The sequence below is a fragment of the Aequorivita sp. H23M31 genome (genome assembly GCF_004022485.1).
Lineage (GTDB): Bacteria > Bacteroidota > Bacteroidia > Flavobacteriales > Flavobacteriaceae > Aequorivita > Aequorivita ciconiae.
Genome location: NZ_CP034951.1, coordinates 557,097 through 576,700 on the forward strand (window position 1 = coordinate 557,097; position 19,604 = coordinate 576,700).

Annotated in this window: 20 protein-coding genes; 12 read left to right on the plus strand and 8 right to left on the minus strand. The window is 37.8% G+C overall.

Going from position 1 to position 19,604, the window contains the following annotated elements; translation table 11 throughout:
* Nucleotides 1-5 precede the first annotated feature (5 nt).
* Both prmC and EI546_RS02550 read right to left on the minus strand, forming a co-directional pair.
* Nucleotides 6-887, minus strand: a complete 882-nt coding sequence (gene prmC, locus EI546_RS02545) for a peptide chain release factor N(5)-glutamine methyltransferase (RefSeq protein ID WP_128249072.1) — start codon at nucleotides 885-887, stop codon at nucleotides 6-8.
* Nucleotides 888-918: 31 nt separating this feature from the next.
* Nucleotides 919-1,404 carry a GNAT family N-acetyltransferase gene (locus EI546_RS02550; protein WP_128249073.1) on the minus strand — a complete coding sequence of 162 codons (486 nt, stop codon included), beginning with the start codon at nucleotides 1,402-1,404 and terminating at the stop codon, nucleotides 919-921.
* A 48-nt stretch (nucleotides 1,405-1,452) separates the two neighbouring features.
* Here EI546_RS02550 and ribD point away from each other — a divergent pair, with 48 nt between their 5' ends.
* The 3 genes from ribD to EI546_RS02565 are packed head-to-tail and all read left to right on the plus strand — an operon-like array spanning nucleotide 1,453 to nucleotide 4,038.
* Nucleotides 1,453-2,493 (plus strand): bifunctional diaminohydroxyphosphoribosylaminopyrimidine deaminase/5-amino-6-(5-phosphoribosylamino)uracil reductase RibD, encoded by a 1,041-nt coding sequence (gene ribD / locus EI546_RS02555; protein WP_240673143.1) that lies wholly within the window; start codon nucleotides 1,453-1,455, stop codon nucleotides 2,491-2,493.
* Nucleotides 2,490-3,362, plus strand: coding sequence for a DMT family transporter (locus EI546_RS02560; RefSeq protein ID WP_128249075.1), 873 nt, complete (start codon nucleotides 2,490-2,492; stop codon nucleotides 3,360-3,362). Before ribD ends, EI546_RS02560 begins: the two co-directional genes overlap by 4 nt.
* Before the next feature lie 34 nt (nucleotides 3,363-3,396).
* Nucleotides 3,397-4,038 carry an IMPACT family protein gene (locus tag EI546_RS02565; RefSeq protein ID WP_128249076.1) on the plus strand — a complete coding sequence of 214 codons (642 nt, stop codon included), beginning with the start codon at nucleotides 3,397-3,399 and terminating at the stop codon, nucleotides 4,036-4,038.
* A gap of 21 nt (nucleotides 4,039-4,059) precedes the next feature.
* Here the strand turns inward: EI546_RS02565 and EI546_RS02570 are convergent, their stop codons facing one another.
* Complete coding sequence (locus EI546_RS02570; RefSeq protein ID WP_128249077.1) at nucleotides 4,060-4,455, minus strand: acyl-CoA thioesterase; 396 nt, start codon at nucleotides 4,453-4,455, stop codon at nucleotides 4,060-4,062.
* 202 nt (nucleotides 4,456-4,657) lie between these two features.
* Here EI546_RS02570 and dnaA point away from each other — a divergent pair, with 202 nt between their 5' ends.
* From dnaA to EI546_RS02590, 4 genes are all read left to right on the plus strand, one after another.
* Nucleotides 4,658-6,085 carry a chromosomal replication initiator protein DnaA gene (gene dnaA, locus EI546_RS02575; protein WP_128249078.1) on the plus strand — a complete coding sequence of 476 codons (1,428 nt, stop codon included), beginning with the start codon at nucleotides 4,658-4,660 and terminating at the stop codon, nucleotides 6,083-6,085.
* A gap of 106 nt (nucleotides 6,086-6,191) precedes the next feature.
* A complete protein-coding gene (locus EI546_RS02580; RefSeq protein WP_128251511.1) occupies nucleotides 6,192-6,626 on the plus strand; it encodes a low molecular weight protein-tyrosine-phosphatase in 435 nt (144 codons plus the stop codon).
* Between the two features lie 50 nt (nucleotides 6,627-6,676).
* Nucleotides 6,677-8,059: a PQQ-dependent sugar dehydrogenase gene (locus EI546_RS02585; RefSeq protein ID WP_128249079.1), complete on the plus strand. Its 1,383-nt coding sequence runs from the start codon at nucleotides 6,677-6,679 to the stop codon at nucleotides 8,057-8,059.
* Nucleotides 8,059-8,772 carry an SAM-dependent methyltransferase gene (locus EI546_RS02590; protein ID WP_128249080.1) on the plus strand — a complete coding sequence of 238 codons (714 nt, stop codon included), beginning with the start codon at nucleotides 8,059-8,061 and terminating at the stop codon, nucleotides 8,770-8,772. Before EI546_RS02585 ends, EI546_RS02590 begins: the two co-directional genes overlap by 1 nt.
* A gap of 4 nt (nucleotides 8,773-8,776) precedes the next feature.
* Here the strand turns inward: EI546_RS02590 and EI546_RS02595 are convergent, their stop codons facing one another.
* The 4 genes from EI546_RS02595 to dapF all read right to left on the minus strand — a co-directional run bounded on the left by EI546_RS02595 (nucleotide 8,777) and on the right by dapF (nucleotide 11,992).
* Complete coding sequence (locus EI546_RS02595) at nucleotides 8,777-9,418, minus strand: lysozyme family protein (protein ID WP_128249081.1); 642 nt, start codon at nucleotides 9,416-9,418, stop codon at nucleotides 8,777-8,779.
* A 209-nt stretch (nucleotides 9,419-9,627) separates the two neighbouring features.
* On the minus strand, nucleotides 9,628-10,671 hold the full coding sequence (mltG, locus tag EI546_RS02600; protein ID WP_128249082.1) for an endolytic transglycosylase MltG: 1,044 nt from the start codon (nucleotides 10,669-10,671) through the stop codon (nucleotides 9,628-9,630).
* Between the two features lie 20 nt (nucleotides 10,672-10,691).
* On the minus strand, nucleotides 10,692-11,222 hold the full coding sequence (locus EI546_RS02605) for a GNAT family N-acetyltransferase (RefSeq protein WP_128249083.1): 531 nt from the start codon (nucleotides 11,220-11,222) through the stop codon (nucleotides 10,692-10,694).
* Complete coding sequence (gene dapF, locus EI546_RS02610; RefSeq protein WP_128249084.1) at nucleotides 11,219-11,992, minus strand: diaminopimelate epimerase; 774 nt, start codon at nucleotides 11,990-11,992, stop codon at nucleotides 11,219-11,221. Before dapF ends, EI546_RS02605 begins: the two co-directional genes overlap by 4 nt.
* 375 nt (nucleotides 11,993-12,367) lie before the next feature.
* On the opposite strand from dapF, the gene EI546_RS02615 reads away from it, so the two are divergent.
* Both EI546_RS02615 and EI546_RS02620 read left to right on the plus strand, forming a co-directional pair.
* On the plus strand, nucleotides 12,368-13,744 hold the full coding sequence (locus EI546_RS02615) for a trypsin-like peptidase domain-containing protein (protein ID WP_317127439.1): 1,377 nt from the start codon (nucleotides 12,368-12,370) through the stop codon (nucleotides 13,742-13,744).
* Between the two features lie 161 nt (nucleotides 13,745-13,905).
* Nucleotides 13,906-15,078: a DUF3095 domain-containing protein gene (locus EI546_RS02620; RefSeq protein ID WP_128249086.1), complete on the plus strand. Its 1,173-nt coding sequence runs from the start codon at nucleotides 13,906-13,908 to the stop codon at nucleotides 15,076-15,078.
* Nucleotides 15,079-15,106: 28 nt separating this feature from the next.
* Here the strand turns inward: EI546_RS02620 and EI546_RS02625 are convergent, their stop codons facing one another.
* Nucleotides 15,107-15,466, minus strand: a complete 360-nt coding sequence (locus EI546_RS02625) for an SdpI family protein (protein ID WP_240673144.1) — start codon at nucleotides 15,464-15,466, stop codon at nucleotides 15,107-15,109.
* A 131-nt stretch (nucleotides 15,467-15,597) separates the two neighbouring features.
* Between EI546_RS02625 and EI546_RS02630 the strand changes: the two genes are divergently transcribed.
* The 3 genes from EI546_RS02630 to EI546_RS02640 are packed head-to-tail and all read left to right on the plus strand — an operon-like array spanning nucleotide 15,598 to nucleotide 19,577.
* Nucleotides 15,598-17,802 carry a RelA/SpoT family protein gene (locus EI546_RS02630; protein ID WP_128249087.1) on the plus strand — a complete coding sequence of 735 codons (2,205 nt, stop codon included), beginning with the start codon at nucleotides 15,598-15,600 and terminating at the stop codon, nucleotides 17,800-17,802.
* 29 nt (nucleotides 17,803-17,831) lie between these two features.
* A complete protein-coding gene (locus EI546_RS02635; protein ID WP_128249088.1) occupies nucleotides 17,832-18,302 on the plus strand; it encodes a Fur family transcriptional regulator in 471 nt (156 codons plus the stop codon).
* Nucleotides 18,303-18,305: 3 nt separating this feature from the next.
* Nucleotides 18,306-19,577 (plus strand): adenylosuccinate synthase, encoded by a 1,272-nt coding sequence (locus EI546_RS02640; protein WP_128249089.1) that lies wholly within the window; start codon nucleotides 18,306-18,308, stop codon nucleotides 19,575-19,577.
* Nucleotides 19,578-19,604: the final 27 nt, after the last annotated feature.

Sequence of the window (19,604 nt, forward strand, 5' to 3'; positions counted from 1 at the left end):
ATGCCCTATCCCATATTAGATTTGACCATTCTATCTTTCCCATAAATATCTTTTCTTATTTCAATATTGATGAACCCCTCACCTTTTAAAAATTCTAGCAACTCCCTTCCATATTGCTCGTTTATTTCAAAATAGAGTTTTCCATTTTGTTTTAAAGAATTTTTCGCCAGAGCCGAAATGGTTTTATAAAACAATAACGGTTCATCATCTTTTACAAATAACGCTGTTTCCGGCTCATAATTTAAAACGTTGGGATGCATTTCGCTTTTTTCCAATTCTCGGACATAAGGTGGATTGGAAACGATAATGTCATATTTATCTTCGAAAGTCCGGGTAGAATAAGAAAATATATCTGACTCCAAAATATTCATCTGCAGAAAATTTACTTCCACATTATTTTTTCTGGCATTTTCCTGGGCAACTTTCAATGCGTCTTCAGAAATATCTACAGCCGTTATTTCGGAATTCATAAGGTTTTTTGCCAGGGAAATGGCAATACAACCGGAGCCTGTTCCTATATCCAAAATTTTGAGAATGGGAATATTTCGATCTTCATAATTATTCTCTGAAATAATCCATTCCACAAGTTCTTCAGTTTCAGGACGTGGAATTAAAGTGGAATTATTGACTTTAAAAATCATTCCATAAAACTCGGATTCTCCAATAATATACTGGATTGGCTCTTCTTTCTCTAGTCGAGCAATCGCCTCCTTAAATCGATTCTGGTTTTCATCAGAAATTTGAATTTTTGGATTTAATGCAATTTCTAGACGAGTAAGATTCAAATATTTTGCAGAAAGAATATCAAAAAATGATTGCACCTCTTCCGAAGGAAATACACCTTTCAGGCTACTTTTAAAGTGGAATTTTAATTCGGAAATATTCAAAGCTAATCTCTAAAATTGATTCAATTAATAATTATAGATCTTTCAGCATCTGCACTGGGCAGGAAAAATGACCTGTATTTCCGATCGGGCCTTCGATATAATCAAATCCCGATTTTCTGTATAGCTTTTGAGCTGGAACCATATACTCCATTGTTTCAAGATAAATTTGGTCAAATTTGAATTCCCTGGCTTTAGCGATGCAGAATTCCATCAACTGTTTCCCAATTCCCAATCCCCTAGCTTCAGGTATAAAATACATTTTCTGAAGTTCGCATATATTTCCCTTGTAGTTTTCCAGAGGAGCAATTCCAGCTCCACCTAAAAGAACACGGTTTTTTTCGACTACAAAATAAGCGGTTCGCGGATTTTGATAAGTTTCAAACATACAATCTAACGCACTGTCGGCATAAGCCGTTCCCACTTTTGGAACACCAAGATCCTCCAAAACTTGTCGAATAACGAGTGCAATATTTGGGTTATCTCTTTTTTCAATAAGACGAATAATCGGTAGGGCCATCTGATTAAATCCTTGTATTTTTACGCTGTGAAATTACATGAAAAATATATGTCACGCTGTATCCAGCTTGCCAAAAATGGGCTGGGCACCACCTATCCCAACCCTTTGGTGGGATGTGTAATTGTTGTAAATGACAAAATAATTGGCGAGGGATGGCATTATAAAGCTGGCGAGCCACACGCAGAGGTAAATGCTATTTCAAATGTAAAAGATCCTGAATTGCTTAAGGAAGCGACCATTTATGTTAGTTTGGAACCATGTAGCCATTTTGGGAAGACGCCGCCTTGTTCCCATTTAATTATTTCAAAAGGTATTAAAAATATAATAGTCGGAAGCGTGGATCCAAATCCGAAGGTTGCCGGACGCGGAATTAAAAAGCTACAGGATTCGGGGTGCAACGTTATTTCTGGAGTATTGGAAGCGCAATGTAACGAATTGAACAAACGCTTTTTTACTTTTCATCGTAACAAGAGACCCTTTATCTTTCTTAAATGGGCGGAAACTCTTAATGGATTTATCGCACCAAAAAAAGAAACTAGATCGGCAACCACACCTGTATGGATCACTAATAAATTTTCCAGGCAGTTGGTTCACAAAATGCGGTCAGAAGAAATGGCAATATTGGTCGGTACGAATACTGTTCGGGAAGATAATCCATCGTTAACACTAAGAGAATGGGCGGGCCAAAATCCCATTAGAATTATAATTGATAAGGAGCTAAAGCTCTCCTCGAAATATTCGGTTTTTGATGGCAGCGCTGAGACTTTGGTGTTTACATCGCGAAATGCAAAACCTCCCGTCGGATTAGAACATCCCCTTCATTACCTACAAATTGATTTCACCAAAGAAATTGCCTCTCAAATATGCCAAATTTTATATGAAAAAGGTATTCAATCCTTGATTGTTGAAGGCGGAGCAAAAACTCTAGCAACTTTTATCACCACAAATCTATGGGATGAAGCTTTTATATTTATTGGGCCCAGCCAATTTGGGGAAGGAATCTCCGCTCCAACTATTAAAGGTAATTTAGTTTTTGAAAGCAACATCAAGAAAGACCGTATACTCCACCTTAAAAATTTTAAACCTTGATAGCTCTTGCGCTGAGCATCCTCTCCTCCACAACTATTTATGTGGTTTTTAAGATTTTTACAAGATATAACATCAATACCCTACACGCCATTGTCACAAACTATGTAGTGGCTACATTTTGTGGAATTCTGCTACAACCCAATGAAATTCATCTGGCACAAACTTTTCAATACTCATGGTTTCCCTTCGCCTTAGGGCTGGGAGTTCTTTTTATAATCGTATTTAACCTAATGGGAATTACCGCTCAGCGCAATGGACTCTCTGTAGTATCCGTGGCAGCAAAAATGAGCGTGGTAATTCCAATTCTATTTGGGTTACTTTATTATAAGGAAAGTTTAGGAAATCTAAAGTTTATCGGAATTCTTCTCGCGTTGGTTGCCGTATATTTAGTCTCCATTAAACGGGAAGATAGCCTGAAAATAAAGGCATCAAATTTTATCTTTCCAGTCTTGGTTTTTACAGGAAGTGGAGTTATTGATACTTCTGTAAAATATTTGGAAGGTGAATATGTTGGAAAGGATGACATCTCGATATTTTCAGCGACGATTTACACCATGGCGGCATTAGTGGGAATAGGAATATTGTCTGTTCAAGCTCTCCAGGGTAAATTCCAGTTTCAGTTTAAAAATGTAGTGGGAGGAATTGCCCTAGGAATTCCAAATTTCTTTTCTATTTATTTCTTGCTTCAGGCCTTGCGCAGTGGTATTTTTGAAAGTTCGGGAATCTTTACCATCAACAATGTTTCCGTTGTAATGATTTCTACTTTGTTAGGAATCTTGTTGTTCCAGGAAAAACTATTGATCAAAAATTGGATTGGGATTATTCTGGCAATTTTTGGGATTTTATTGATAACTCTTGGAAAATGGTAATCATTTCCGGGGAATAATATAACATTACTTACAATTGGATATTGAAAAAGACACATATAAAACTATTCTAAAACCTTCCCAAGAAGTTGTTTACAAGGAAAAAGGCAGCAAATTTTTTGGTTATGCCTTTCCCGTTTCTACAGAGGAGGCTATAAAGGAACATATAGAAGTTCTTAAGAAGCAACATCATAGTGCGCGACATTGGTGTTATGCCTGGCAATTGGGCAAAGAATATGAACACTTTCGCGCCAATGATGATGGAGAACCTACTAACAGCGCAGGAATGCCTATTTATGGCCAGTTGCAGGCATTTAACGTCACTAATATCGCAGTGATTGTCGTTAGATATTTCGGAGGAACAAAACTGGGTGTCGGTGGATTGATACAAGCTTATAAAACGGCTGCGCAAATGGCTCTTGAATCCAGCAAAATTGTCGAGAAAACTATTGATGAAACTTTTTTTCTCCAATTTGAGTATCCGGAAATGAATACGGTAATGCGAATTATTAAGGACGAAAATATTACAGTAACCAATCAGAAAATGGAACTTGACTGCGAGTTTGAAATTTCTATTCGCAAAAAAGAAGCAAAAAGGATTTTTGAAATATTTGAAAATACTTATAAGGTGAAAATTAAATCAACTCTAGACCTAGGGGAAGGAAAAGAAAATTCTTAAAAGAAGTTAATTCAAATTTAATTATACCAACTTATCAAGTAAATATTGTGGTGCTTTCATCAACTTTTTGGTGGTACTATTAACAAAAACAAGAACGGTTGTCGCACGGATCAGAAGTTGTTTGGATTCATTATAAATCTCGTAGTAAAATTCGATTTTTACGCTAGGCAATTTCTTTAAAGTGGTCTTTACCGTGAGCACGTCGTCATAGTACGCTGGCAGCTTATAATCGATGCTTAAATGGACCACCGGAAGGTGAACATTATTGGCTTCCATCCACTTGTATGAATACCCCAGCTCCCGAAGCCACTCGGTTCGGCCCTGCTCTAGGTACTGTGCATAGTTCCCATAATATACTACTCCCATTTGGTCGGTTTCTCCGTATCGGACCCTAATTTTTGTGATTGTATTTTTCAAAATATCGTGTTTATGACAAAAGGATTTTGTAGATTTAGCAAAAGTGAAGTATGGCGAAAAAAAACGTGTATTTCAACCCCTGATGGGTTTTTTTTATAACTTTTTTGTTCACATATTTGCACAGTTGAGAATAACTCGGAAAGTCCTCCTCCAATTATTTATCGGCACAAACTTTTTTAAAAACAAAACTTAATTTTTAACTATGAACAGAACTGCGGAATCGGTTTGGGACAATTGTTTGGCTTTTATCGAAGATAATATTTCTTCACAAGCTTACAAAACATGGTTCGAGCCCATAAAGGCAGTTAAACTGGCAGATAATGCCCTCAGTATTCAGGTTCCAAGTAAATTTTTTTACGAATGGCTGGAGGAACATTACGTTAAAATATTAAAAGTTGCGTTGACAAAGGAATTGGGCGCTACAGCTAAGTTGGTGTATATCATTAGGATGGAAAACACCTACGGTAACAAGCTGCCCTTTACCGAAAAAATACCGAGTTCAAACCGGAGCAATATGCAATTGCAGGAGGTTGATGTTCCCGTTAAGAACAAAAGTCCGGAACTTAAAAATCCATTTGTAATTCCGGGTATTCGGAACGTTAAAATCGAATCGCAACTTAATCCAAATTATAATTTTGAAAATTTCCTTGAAGGTGATTCCAACCGCTTGGCAAGATCCGCTGGTTTAGCTGTGGCCAATAAACCAGGAGGAACTTCATTTAATCCTCTTCTTATTTTTGGGGGTGTGGGATTAGGAAAAACACATTTGGGCCACGCAATTGGTGTGGACATAAAAGATAAGTATCCCGAAAAAACGGTGTTGTATATATCTGCCGAAAAGTTTACCCAGCAGTATATAGAATCAGTTAGAAAAAACAATAGAAACGACTTTATCCACTTTTACCAGATAATTGATGTGCTAATTGTGGACGATATCCAATTGTTCTCCGGAAAAGCTGGAACGCAAGATGTTTTCTTCCACGTTTTTAATCATTTGCATCAAAACGGAAAACAGGTTATACTCACGAGTGATAAGGCGCCCGTGGATATGATCGATATAGAACAGCGCTTGTTATCTCGCTTTAAATGGGGACTTTCAGCCGAATTGAACCATCCTGATTATGATACCAGAGTAGCGATTATTGAGAACAAACTCTATCGGGATGGAGTAGAAATGCCGGGAGAAATTGTTGAATTTTTAGCCAATAATATTAAAACAAATATCCGTGAACTGGAAGGAGCTATTATCTCTTTAATTGCTCATTCCTCTTTCAACAAAAAGGAAATCACAATTGATCTTGCCCGTAAGATTGTTGAAAACTATGTGAAGCATACTAAACGAGAAGTTTCCATAGATTATATACAAAAGGTGGTAAGCGATTACTTCCAGATGGATGTGGACACGCTTCAATCCAAAACCAGAAAACGCCATATAGTTCAAGCTAGACAGCTGGCGATGTTCTTTGCCAAAAAATACACGAAGGCTTCTCTGGCGTCCATTGGTTCGCAAATAGGTCAGCGGGACCACGCTACCGTATTGCACGCCTGTAAAACCGTAAACAACCTTTCTACTACCGACAAGCAATTCCGGAAGTACGTTGAGGACCTCAACAAAAAACTTACGCTCTAAGTCTCTTTAAAACCTCTAATAATAAGTTTTAGGAAAGTTCGATATTCGCTATCTTTGAAAAACTCGATATTTAACAACGAACGGTTTGAAAAAGAAAAGAATTCTTATGGTCTGTCTCGGCAACATCTGCCGCTCTCCATTAGCTGAAGGAATTTTAAAATCCAAAATTGACACCTCTAAAGTATTTGTGGATTCCGCAGGGACTGGACATTGGCATGTTGGGGAATCTCCCGATCCAAGAAGTATTGAGATAGCCGGGCATTACAACTTGGACATCACAGATCAGCGCGGCAGACAATTTAGCGCGAAGGATTTTGACGATTTCGATCTTATTTATGTTATGGATAATTCCAACAAGGAAAATGTTCTCGCGCTTGCCCAAAATGAAGGACAAAGAAAAAAAGTGAAAATGATACTGGACGAAGTTTTCCCCGGAGAAAATGTTGATGTTCCAGATCCATATTTTGGTGGAGGGGTTACGTTCGATAGTGTTTATAAAATGCTGGATGACGCCTGCGAGGTAATTGCACAAAAAATATAAAAAACAGAAGACCTTATAGCAAGGTTTCAGAACGTTAAAAAATAGCTGCTATGAAGAAATCATTATTATTAGTGACGTTTATTTTTATGGCAGGATGGACTTTTGCCCAAGAAGTAACTATAGAACTTTTTAAAGGAGGTTTTAATTCTCCCCTCAATCTTCAACATGCCCAGGATAACCGTCTATTTGTGGTGGAACAAGGGGGCAAAATAAAGATTGTACAAGCAAATGGAACTGTGAATACTACTGCTTTTTTGGACATTTCCAGTCAGGTATCACATGGGAGTGAACAGGGATTGCTAGGATTGGCATTTCATCCCAATTATGCTGCTAATGGATATTTCTACATAAACTATACAGATACGAATGGGGATACTCACATTTCTCGGTTTTCGGTGGATTCCTCAAATGCCGATATTGCGAATAGCAATTCTGAACTTTCAATCTTAACTTATTCTCAACCCTATTCTAACCATAATGGTGGGAACTTGGTATTTGGTCCAGATGGCTATCTATACATTTCTTCAGGGGATGGTGGCAGTGGCGGGGACCCTACAAATCAGGCACAAAACATTAATTCATTTTTAGGCAAGTTGTTGCGGATTGATGTTGACAATCCTTCTGGAGGGAATAACTATGGCATTCCTACCGACAATCCGTTTTTTGGGAACCAAAATGCAAAGCAGGAGATCTATGCGTACGGATTGCGCAATCCGTGGCGTTTTTCTATAGATTTAACCGAGAATAATATTTGGATTGCAGATGTGGGACAAAATAATATAGAAGAAATAAACCGTGCCCCCTTAACTAGTGCCGGACTTAACTATGGCTGGCGCTGTTATGAAGGATCACAACCTTATAACAATCAAAACTGCCCCCCTACATCAGAATTGGAATTTCCACTCGCTGAATATACCCATCAAAACGGTAATTGCTCTATTACTGGTGGATATGTTTACAGAGGATCAACATATTCAGACATCGCCGGACTTTATTTTTTCGCGGATTATTGTAGCGGAATGATTGGAACAGTTGATGGCTCGGAAAATTTAATAAACCACGGAAATTTTTCAGGCAATTGGGTATCCTTTGGAGAGGATCTCAACAAAGAATTATATGTTGTTGATATTTCTGGAGGAAATATTTATAAAATTAACGGTGGAGAAATTGCTTCTACTGAAAATTCAACCCTAAGTAATGGATTAACCATTTCTCCCAATCCCGCTTCTGACTTTCTCGATTTCACGCTTAAAAATGACACTTTTCAGACAATACAGATATTCGATATAAAAGGTCATTTAGTCCATTCTCAAGAAAACATTGCTGGTAACAAAACAACAATTCCGCTAAAGTCTTTAAGTTCGGGGATTTATATGGCAAGAATAACGAGTGGGAAAGGTTTGGTAATGGTGAAAAAAATAATTATCCGCTGATGGACCATCCTAAAGGAAATCTGTATCTGATCCCGTGTACTTTGGGAGACGTTCCTCCCTTGGCTGTTTTGCCGATTTCCGTGAAAACTACCATTGAGAGAATCAATCATTATATTGTGGAACACGAAAAAAATGCGCGCCGCTTTATAAAAAGTATTTCCCACGATAAAAAACAATCTGATCTGAAGTTTCAAGAAATCAATAAATTCACACGAGCTGAGGAAATTCCATCTATGCTTTCTCCTTGCTTAGAGGGTTTTGATGTTGGGATAATAAGTGATGCCGGTTGCCCCGGAGTCGCCGATCCTGGTGCGCGTGCAGTTCAGGCTGCCCATGAAAATGGTATTAAAGTTATTCCACTTGTGGGTCCCTCGTCCATTCTTCTGGCACTTATGGCAAGCGGATTTAATGGACAGAATTTTGCATTCAATGGTTATTTACCTATCGATAAGCATGAAAGGAAAGCAGAATTAAAACGTCTGGAAAAATTGTCCACCAACCTGGATCAGTCCCAATTGTTTATCGAAACTCCTTACCGCAACAATCAAATGCTAGAGAGTCTTTTAGAAACTTTATCGCCAAAGACACGAATTTGCTTAGCCTGCGACTTGACACTTCCTACGGAATACATAAAGACCGCATCCGTAGAACACTGGAAAAAAAGAAAGGTGGACCTTCATAAAAGACCCACCTTGTTTATTATTCACGGTTAACCAACTAACCTATCTTCTTAAAGCGCCTGTTCGCCTCGATATGAGAAGTGTCATAACCCGAGAATGTTCTCAGATAGTTACGAATAGAGGTTCCGTTTGCATCCGAAAACCTATTTTCCCCACTACTCCTTAAAAATTTCTTCACATTTCCTGCACCGGCCAAATGTGCCGCTGCCAAAATACCAGATTCGGTTACTTTTACACCACCAATTGTTTTTCCCGCATAGCGCTTAATATCATTGCGGAGTACCCATTTGTTAAGTGCAATGTACGCGAGAAACGCATCTTCCTGCTGCTGGGAATCGTATAAAAAGTTGGATGTATCTTTAAAACCCATCATTTTCAGGGTTGATCTCGAAAATTGGTACTTACCCATATAGCCATAATCGTTTACTATATGATAATCGCCCGCTGATTCCATAAAACCAAGAGCTTCTTTAAATCCGAGATATGTTTTCCCCAAAAACAAATGAAACTTCGGGGTATAAACTGAAGACATATCTGCTTCAGTTGGAACGTCATAGTTTAACTCTAATCCTTCTGTACTAAAAGTTGAAAAATCGTAGTCTTTCTTCGAGCTAAATCCCGTCCCTACCAGTAAGGCAACAACAGGCAAAACTGTTATAAAGTAAAATCTTTTTCTCATTACAAATCAAATTCGAATATGTAAACACATTCTCTTTCTTGCGCGCAAAGATAAGTAATTTTTTAAAAACCTGATTTATAGCTCGTTAAATAAATGTGAAAAGAACGAAAGGGTTATTTGGACCAAAACCGTCAGTACCTATAAACACAGTCTATAGGTTCAATTTGGGAATTTATCTCGAGGAAAATTTAATGGGTTTTAAATGAATATTATCTTTTTAAACCCTGACTATTTACCCAACGCACATACTCTGCTTTGTTGGTATTATGCTGAGCTAATGTTTTGGCGAATTTATGGTATCCGAAGTTGGATACATCCGCCACAAAGTAATAATATCCATGGGTTTCAGGATTAAGGACTGCATCTATTGAGGAGATATCTGGCATCGTGATGGGGCCTGGCGGAATTCCGGCGTATTTATAGGTATTATAAGGGGAGTCCAATTCAAGATCTGCATAGAGCACACGTTTTATTATCTGATTATAATCTCCATTTGTACGTTTGATGGCATATATTACCGTGGGATCTGCTTGTAACAACATTCCCGACTTTAAGCGATTAAGATAAACTCCAGCAACACGAGGACGCTCGTCCACTTTAGCTGTTTCTTTCTGAACTATGGCAGCCAAGGCTATAACTTGTTCTTTGGTTAAATTTAAGGCCTCCGCTTTTTTTAATCGATCCTCGTTCCAAAATCTTTCATATTCCTTTCTCATTCGCTCACGGAAAGAAGTGGCAGAAGTGTTCCAATAAAATTCGTAAGTATTTGGTATATAGAGAGACAGTGCTGTTTCCTCTTTAAGACCTACCTCCTTTAGAAATTCAGGATCGCGCATGGCGTTTAAAAGAGAGATGCTATCTGCCTCAATTTGATTGGAAATATTCCCCGCAAGATCTTCCAATCGCTCTTGATTATTGAACCTTACATTTATCGGTATATTCCTACTTCGCAAAGTATTGATAATGTCATTGTTGCTCATGCCGCGTGAAATGATAAAATGGCCAGGCTTAATGTTGTCGAAATATCCTTTTTGATTTGCTATTGAGCGAAAGGTTTCCTCTTTTTTAAGTAAGGGATCGAGCTCGTCCATTACATCCTCAATTGTAGCATTTGTTGGAATAAAAACGTGGGCGATGTCGTTATTAAAAGCCGTGTTGGGCGAAAACGCGGTATCATAAATATACCAGGAGAAAACCCCCATTCCAATTGCCCCGAGCAGGACAATGATTATCAGTATTTTTTTTATATACATTCTTGAAAAGTGGAATTGAATTATTCCGCTGAGATTAATTGGTAAACATACTCACTTTTGAATTTTCCGAGGGAATAAATCCAATCCTTTTTAATGCCGCTTCTTTCAAACCCAGCATTTTCAAAAAGTGAGATACTGCCTACATTATCTTCCGTAATACCCGCAAAAACCTGATGCACATTTAAATAGGTAAATGCGTAATTGGAGGTAATTTTTAAAGCTTCAGACGCAAACCCTCGTCCCCTATCTTCTTTTTTAAAAATAACTATTCCCGCCCCTACTCTCCTATTTTTTGGATCGAAGTCGTAGAGATCTATAAATCCGATAGGGTTATTATTTTCAATATTACAGATTACCAGTCGCAACTGTTTCACATCATAAATATCACGAAAGCTATTATCTAAATACTCTTTCAAAATTAACTTCGAATATGGAGTGATGGTATTACTTACTTCCCATAGCGATTCCTCATTTTCTAAATGATAAAGAAAATCCAAGTCGCTCGGTTCCAAAGCCCTTAAAAGTATTTTATCTCCTTTTAATGTAGTCATTTCCAAATTCCTTTAAAAACCTGAACAGCAGGTCCTTCCAAATAAATATTTTTATAACCTCCTTGATATTTCTCAAAACGGACCTTTAATATCCCTCCCCTAGTCTCTAAAACAACTGTATTTTTGGTCGTTTTTCCCATTTCGGACATTGCAAGGGCAACCGCGGTTACACCGGTGCCACAAGAAAGGGTCTCATCCTCAACCCCTCTTTCGTAAGTGCGAACTGAAAAAATGTCATCTTTTTTTTGTTCTACAAAATTTATATTGGAACCTTCCCTACCATATAATGTGTTCCTGATTTCTCTTCCGTTTACAAAAACATCATATTCCTCTAAATCGTGAACCATCTCCACGTGATGCGGCGAACCTGTATCAAGAAAAATGGATTTTTCAGATACAACTAAATCATTTACATCTGTCATCTTTAGAGAAATCTGATCATCATCAATATAAGCTTCATGGATTCCATCAATGGCCGTAAACCTCGTCTTATTCGCAATAATTCCGAGAAAATGCGAAAAATGGACAATGCATCTTCCACCATTACCACACATAGAACTTAGGTTTCCATCACTATTATAATAAACCATTTTAAAATCCGTAGAAGAATCTTTTTCAAGTAAAATCAATCCATCTGCACCCACTCCAAAACGTCGATGGCACATCTCCTCCACCAATGCGTTATTCTCTTTCGGAAAATAATTATCTCTATTGTCTATAAGAACAAAGTCATTCCCAGTGCCTTGGTATTTATAAAACGTAAATTCCATATTGGCACAAAGATATAAAAAGCCCGTTTTAGATGAGTCAGAGATTCAGAGTTAATAGGGAATTATCTTTTTCCTTTAAAAACCTATTATTTCTTATTAAATCATTACTCACTCTATTAAAGATTTTCGCAATGTTTTAACCCAATTGTTATATGCAAAACCACTATGAAGTTAAATCAAAGTTAACATCAATATTTGGCATACTATTTTCAAGCTAGCTTGGTTAAATTTGTGAAGTAGTTAGAACATTCTTCAAAAAATTGAATTTAAAATACGTCTACATTGATCTATTGCTATTTCTAAGAGACCTTAAAATGCAATTTCTTCACAATAAATAATTTTAATTTTAAAAGCGAATCTAAAATGAAACAGACAATGCGTTTACTTTTAGTGGCCTTATTAGCTGGTACAATTACTCTTGGAGGCTACAAAATGCTAGAGAAGGAAACTCCAATTTCCTTTGCTCCCCAACCAACATCACATTACATCCCAACCAATCTAACTGCTATTGGTGAAGCGTTGAGTACAGATTTCACAGAAGCGGCAGAAAAAACAGTTCATGCTGTAGTCCACGTAAAAAATATAACCGTAAGCAGGCAACCCACCAATATCTATGAATATTTTCAGGGCGGAGGACAACCTCGTGCGATGATTGGCAGTGGTAGTGGTGTAATTATTTCTCCAGATGGTTACATCATAACCAACAATCACGTTATTGCAAATGCCGCCAATCTAGAAGTTACCTTGAACAATAACCGTACATATACCGCAAAATTGGTAGGTACTGATCCGGGAACAGACATTGCCTTAATTAAAATCGAGGGTGATGGCGATTTTCCTTTTATTCCATTTGGTGATTCCAATGATGTAAGATTAGGGGAATGGGTATTGGCTGTTGGAAATCCATTTAACCTCACCTCTACCGTTACCGCCGGAATTATCAGTGCAAAAGCTCGGGATTTAAATCAGTTTGACGGAAATCCACAATCTTTTATCCAAACCGATGCGGCCGTAAATCGAGGAAACAGCGGAGGAGCACTGGTAAATACACGAGGAGAATTAATAGGAATTAATACCGCCATAACCTCAGAGACTGGGAGTTATGTAGGTTATTCATTTGCGGTGCCTTCCAATAATGCCCGGAAAGTTATCGAAGATATTTTGGAATACGGAAATGTGCAACGTGGAATACTTGGAATCCAAGTAGGAAACTTAAATACCGAGGTGGCAAACAAAATGGGTGTTGACGAGACACAGGGTGTTATAATTGGAGGTATTGAAAAAGGAAGCGGTGCGGATAAAAGCGGTTTGAAACAAGGGGATATTATCAAAAAACTTGATGGGGTTCAGGTAAATAAATTCGCCGATATGGCAGGTTATCTGGGTTCCAAAAGGCCAAATGATGTTGTGGAAGTGACCATAATACGCAATGGCACCGAAAAAACCCTCCCTGTTACTTTGGTAAAACTTGAAACTACCTCTATAGACGATTTGGGTATTGAGGTAAAAAACCTGAATAAGGCAGAATTAAAAGAAAGAGGGCTTAGTAATGGCGTAATGGTTACAAGAGCTCTAACTCCTGAAATTGCGAGATACAAATTGGAAGGCATCATTATCACCCAACTTAATGATGAGACCGTAAACAATATTGAAGATGTAAAAAGTATTATGGCCCAGCGCAATTATCGCTCGCCTATTAAAATGACATTTATGGATACACAGGGACAGATGAACACCTTTATCTTTAGATAATATTTACCCAAAAAGCAATTTTTAAAATCCCTCCCAAAATTTTTTTGGGGGGATTTTTTTTTCAAATAATATTCCGATTGTGTTCAACCAGCAGACCCATTAAAATATTTGTTTTCTTAAGACATGACTATTTCTGTCAATTTTTACCGACATTTATAAGGATGCAAAACGATTTGGACTTCTATAAAAATATAGCTAAAAACAATCTTTCTCTTTCAGAACTTCTTACCCGTGAAGCATTATTTTCTGTTGTTCCAAAAACCTGGTCTATTGTAATTGCAGATATAGAAAATTCAACCCAAGCAGTTCAAAAAGGAGCTCATAACGACGTTAATTTAAGTGCTACTGGCAGTATTGTTACGGTTTTAAATACTCTTAAAAATCTGGATCATAAAATCGAAGTTCCTTATTTCTTTGGGGGCGATGGGGCTACATTTTTAATACCCAATTCCACATTGGGAACCGTTTTAAAGGCTCTCCAAAATTACTCCCGCCATATAGAAAATACTTTCCAGCTTATGCTTCGTTTTGGCTATCTTGGTGTGCAAGATGTCTATTTAAAAGGTATTACCTTAAAAATCACTAAAATAAGATATAACAAACTTTTTACTGCACCCGTAGTTTTAGGCAAGGGACTGAAGTACGCAGAGCGTGAAATTAAAGAAAGTTTCAAAAACTCTAGTGATGAAAAAAATACAGTTGAAGTTCCCAATCTGGAAGGAATGGAGTGCCGCTGGGATGAAATTTATCCCAAAACCACTGATAAAAAGGTAATCTGCCTTCTGGTGGACTGTAAAAATGAAAAAGATCAGCCTGAAGTATATAGTATTATAATGAAAGAAATAGACTCCATATTTGGCAATTTGGAGATACGTAATCCTATTTCAACCTTAAGACTAAAACTGAATACTTCATTGTCCAATATTCAAAAAGAAATGAATCTAAAATTAGGAAGGTCCCGGCCTATTTATTTGCTTCGTAATTGGTTTGTCACATTTTTTGGCCGATTTTATTTTAAATATTTCCGAAACGGAAGATTGTATAAATATAGAATTACCCAACTGTCCGATACCATAATGATGGACGGTTTTCTAAACACCGTACTATCAGGAACGGAGAAAGAAGTTAAACAATTAAAAGTTCTATTAGATGATCTAGAGTCGAAAAACAAGATCGTTTATGGTTTGCATATAACCCACGCTTCAATAATGTCTTGTTACATTGAAGATAGAGCGGAAAAACATATCCATTTTGTTGACGGGACCGAAGGCGGCTACACCAGTGCAGCCATAATTTTAAAAGAAAAAATCCGAAGACTCCACTCGATAGAGTAAACAGAACTTAACTAAGGCTTTTTTCTTCTTAGTCTACTTTACCAAATCTCCTGTTTATTTCCTTTTCTACTTTTAGGAATAGAACTACTGTTATTGCGACCATCAGAAATATGCCGAGAATTAAAGCCATATCTTTTGAAGGATTGAAAAGCAATCCCAATCCAGATGAAATCAACAGAATTCCCCCTAATTTAATCATTTCCTTTGCGGAATATTTTTGGGCAAAATTCCATCTTTCTTGATTTTTCATGGAATTGCGAGTCCGATAGCCATATAAACCATTTATTTCTTTTGGTGGAAATAGCGTCATAACCATTCCTGCCAACACATAAATAGGTCCCACCAATAGCAGCACCATTAAGAGAGAATCTATAAAATCAAAAACCATATTAATTCGTTTTAAGCTTTTAAATATAGCCAACAAATATCAAATTCTTCATTAAAAGAGCTCTCTAACCTGAACTTTTCCCTTCATTTATTTTGTTGTTAATTAAATTACTTATCTGTACTTTTAGGTTTATGACAGACGCCTTTATAGAAAAAGAAAACAAAGAGATTGCCAAGCAATACAAGCAATTGCTTAAAATTAGCTATCGCACTCTTAGCAAGGAAGATAAGAAACTTATTCGTACTGCCTTTGACCTTTCGGTCGACGCACATAAAGACCAGCGCCGTAAGAGCGGGGAAGCTTATATTTTTCATCCAATTGCAGTGGCAAAAATTGTCGCATCCGAAATTGGTTTGGATGCCACTTCCATTGCCGCCGCACTCTTGCACGACGTAGTTGAGGATACGCATTATACCTTAGAGGATATTGAGCGAATGTTCGGTACGGCCGTTGCCAAAATAGTAGATGGCCTCACCAAAATTGCCAATATTTCCATGACAGGCGACGTGTCCATGCAAGCGGAGAACTTTAGGAAAATGCTACTCACCCTAAATGAGGACATCCGCGTTATCATTATAAAAATTGCCGATCGACTGCACAATATGCAGACAATGGATTCCATGCCGCCGGATAAGCAACGTAAGATTGCTTCCGAAACACTTTACATTTACGCTCCCCTCGCCCACCGCATTGGACTTTACAATATAAAGACGCAATTGGAGGATTTGGGACTAAAATTCACTGAACCCGATGTTTATAGGGATATCTTAAGCAGAATAAAAGAAAGTAAGGAAGAACAAGACGCATATATTGAAGCATTCAACAAGGTAATCCAAAAGTCGCTCGACGCTGAGGATTTAAAATATGAAATCAAGGGTCGTCCAAAATCCATTTTCTCCATTCGGAAAAAAATGTTGGCACAAAATGTCACCTTTGATGAGGTTTACGACAAATTTGCCGTTCGGATTATTTATGAATGCCAGCCAGAAAATGAAAAATTCTTTGCCTGGAAAATATATTCCATAGTAACCGATCATTTTAGACCCAATCCCATTCGCCTTCGCGACTGGATTTCCTCTCCTAAATCCACAGGCTATGAAGCTTTGCACATTACGGTAATGGGACCAAAAGGCAGATGGGTGGAAGTACAGATACGCAGTCAGCGTATGAACGAAATTGCAGAAAAAGGATTTGCCGCTCACTATAAATACAAGCACAAGGAAAAAGATGAAGCCGGCCTTGAAAGCTGGTTGAACAAACTTCAAGAAACGCTTGAAAATTCAGAAATCAGTGCAGTGGATTTCGTGGAAGAGTTCAAATTGAATCTTTACGCCAAGGAGATTTTCGTCTTTTCCCCCAAAGGAGATTTATATTCTCTTCCAAAAGGGGCAACAGCTTTGGATTTCGCCTTTCACGTACACACAGAAATTGGCATGCATACCCGTGGAACTCGGGTAAATGGAAAATTGGTCCCGCTGAGTCACGAACTTAAAAGTGGGGACCAGGTGGAAGTAATTACTTCGGAAAATTCAAGACCTTCTGCAAACTGGTTAAATTATGCCACAACTGGACGGGCACGATCCAAAATTAAGGGATCTCTTAAAGATGAAAAGAAAAAACTGGCTGAAGAAGGAAAGGAAATTCTTAAGAGAAAATTGAAATCCTTAAAGCTTAATTTAGATGAAAACACGGTTAATCAACTTGTCGTTTACTTTAAGGTTAAAACCAGTTTGGATTTATTTTACCGCGTTGGCGCTGGAATTATCGACAATCAAAAGTTAAAGGATTTCGCATCCTCCCGTAGTAACGCTTTTATAAGTTTCTTTAAAAATCGTATTCGGAAACCTGAAAAACCCGAAGACGTTCATAAGGAAGAAATTACAGAAAAATTCGATCAACTGGTTTTTGGCAGAAACGAGGAAAAATTGGATTATAAAATGGCCAACTGCTGTAATCCAATTCCCGGAGATGATGTTTTTGGATTCGTGACCGTAAATGAAGGAATTAAGGTCCACAAAACAAACTGTCCAAATGCCCTCCAGCTTCAAAGTAATTACAGTTACCGAATAATGCCTGCCAAATGGATCGATTCTACGCAACAGGAATTTAAGGCCATCTTGACCATTAGTGGTATAGATACTATAGGTTTGGTAAATGAAGTGACCAAAGTTATTTCCGGAAACCTGCATATTGATATGAAAAGTGTTCACTTTGACAGTAATGACGGAGTGTTTACAGGTAGAATTGTGGTCGTTGTAAAGAACAAAACCATTCTCAATAATCTTGCGGAAAACATCAAAAAAATAAACGGAATCGATAAAGTGACAAGAGTCTAAAATTTAAGTAACTTTGCCCTCGTAAAAATATGAGTTCAAAATCCGACATATCAAATCAAGAAATCGTAAAGAAAGTCTTTACCGATTTTTTGGGTGAAAAAGGGCACCGGAAAACTCCGGAACGATTCGCTATCCTTCAAGAAATTTATGACCACGACGATCATTTTGATATTGAATCGTTATACATAAATATGAAAAATAAGAATTACCGTGTTAGCCGCGCCACCCTTTACAACACTATTGAACTATTGTTGGAATGCGGATTGGTCCGCAAGCACCAATTTGGGCAGAACCAGGCTCTTTACGAAAAATCATATTTCGATAGCAACCACGATCATATAATCTTGGAAGATGGCGAGGTAATTGAATTCTGCGATCCTCGAATTTACTCCATTCAAAAAACTATCGAAGAGGTCTTCAATATTGACATAAAAGCCCATTCTCTCTATTTTTACGGCAGCAAAAAAAATCCCGATTCTGAGGGTACCAATGATCAATAAATTATGGCAGTCGACTTATTACTTGGATTACAGTGGGGTGACGAAGGCAAAGGAAAAATTGTCGATGTTCTCACAAAAAACTACAATATTATCGCACGTTTCCAGGGAGGTCCAAATGCAGGGCATACTTTGGAATTTGATGGAATCAAACACGTGCTAAGGACTATTCCCTCTGGGATTTTCCATAAAAACTCCATGAATCTTATTGGAAACGGAGTAGTAATTGACCCCGTGGTTTTCGTTAAGGAGCTCGAAGGATTGGATAAATACAATGTAGATTATTTAAAAAATCTCTGTATTTCCCGGAAAGCCCATCTTATTCTGCCAACACATCGCTTACTGGATGCTGCTTCGGAAGCTTCTAAGGGTAAAGCCAAAATTGGATCTACTTTAAAAGGTATTGGCCCGACATATATGGACAAAACAGGTCGTAACGGTATTCGTATAGGCGACCTAGAAATGGATAATTGGCAAGAAAAATATCGTGCTCTTGCCGATAAGCACGAAGCTCTGATTGCTTTTTACAATGTGGACGTGCAGTATGACCTAGCCGATCTTGAAGCGGAATTCTTTGCAGCTGTAGAAACTTTGAAAACGCTTCAGTTTATTGATAGCGAGGAATATATCCACCAAGCCCAACAAGAAGGGAAAACCATTCTAGCTGAAGGCGCCCAAGGATCTTTGCTCGATATAGATTTTGGAACTTACCCTTTTGTAACTTCCTCAAATACTACCGCCGCAGGTGCTTGTACCGGTTTAGGAGTGCCCCCAAATAAGGTTAAGGATGTTTTTGGAATCTTTAAAGCTTATACCACAAGAGTTGGTAGTGGCCCCTTCCCTACCGAACTATTTGATCATGTGGGCGAAAAAATGGCCAAAATTGGAAATGAGTTTGGCGCCGTAACTGGTAGACCTCGACGTTGTGGATGGTTGGATCTTGTAGCCTTGCGTTACGCAGTGCAAGTAAACGGAGTAACGCAACTAATTATGATGAAGGCAGACGTATTAAGTGGGTTTGATACCTTAAAGATATGTACCGCATATAATTATAGAGGCGAGACTATTCATCATTTACCTTTCAACATTGAAGCGGAAAACGTAACTCCTATCTATACAGAAATGAAAGGTTGGATGGAAGATCTTACAAATATGGATAAAGCATCGCAGCTCCCAAAACCCTTAAACGATTATATCGATTTCCTTGAGAAAGAATTGGAGGTTCCTATCAAGATTGTTTCCGTTGGTCCAGATCGAAAGCAAACCATTCATAGATAGTCAATTTTCTAGTGATATTTTCGTTCT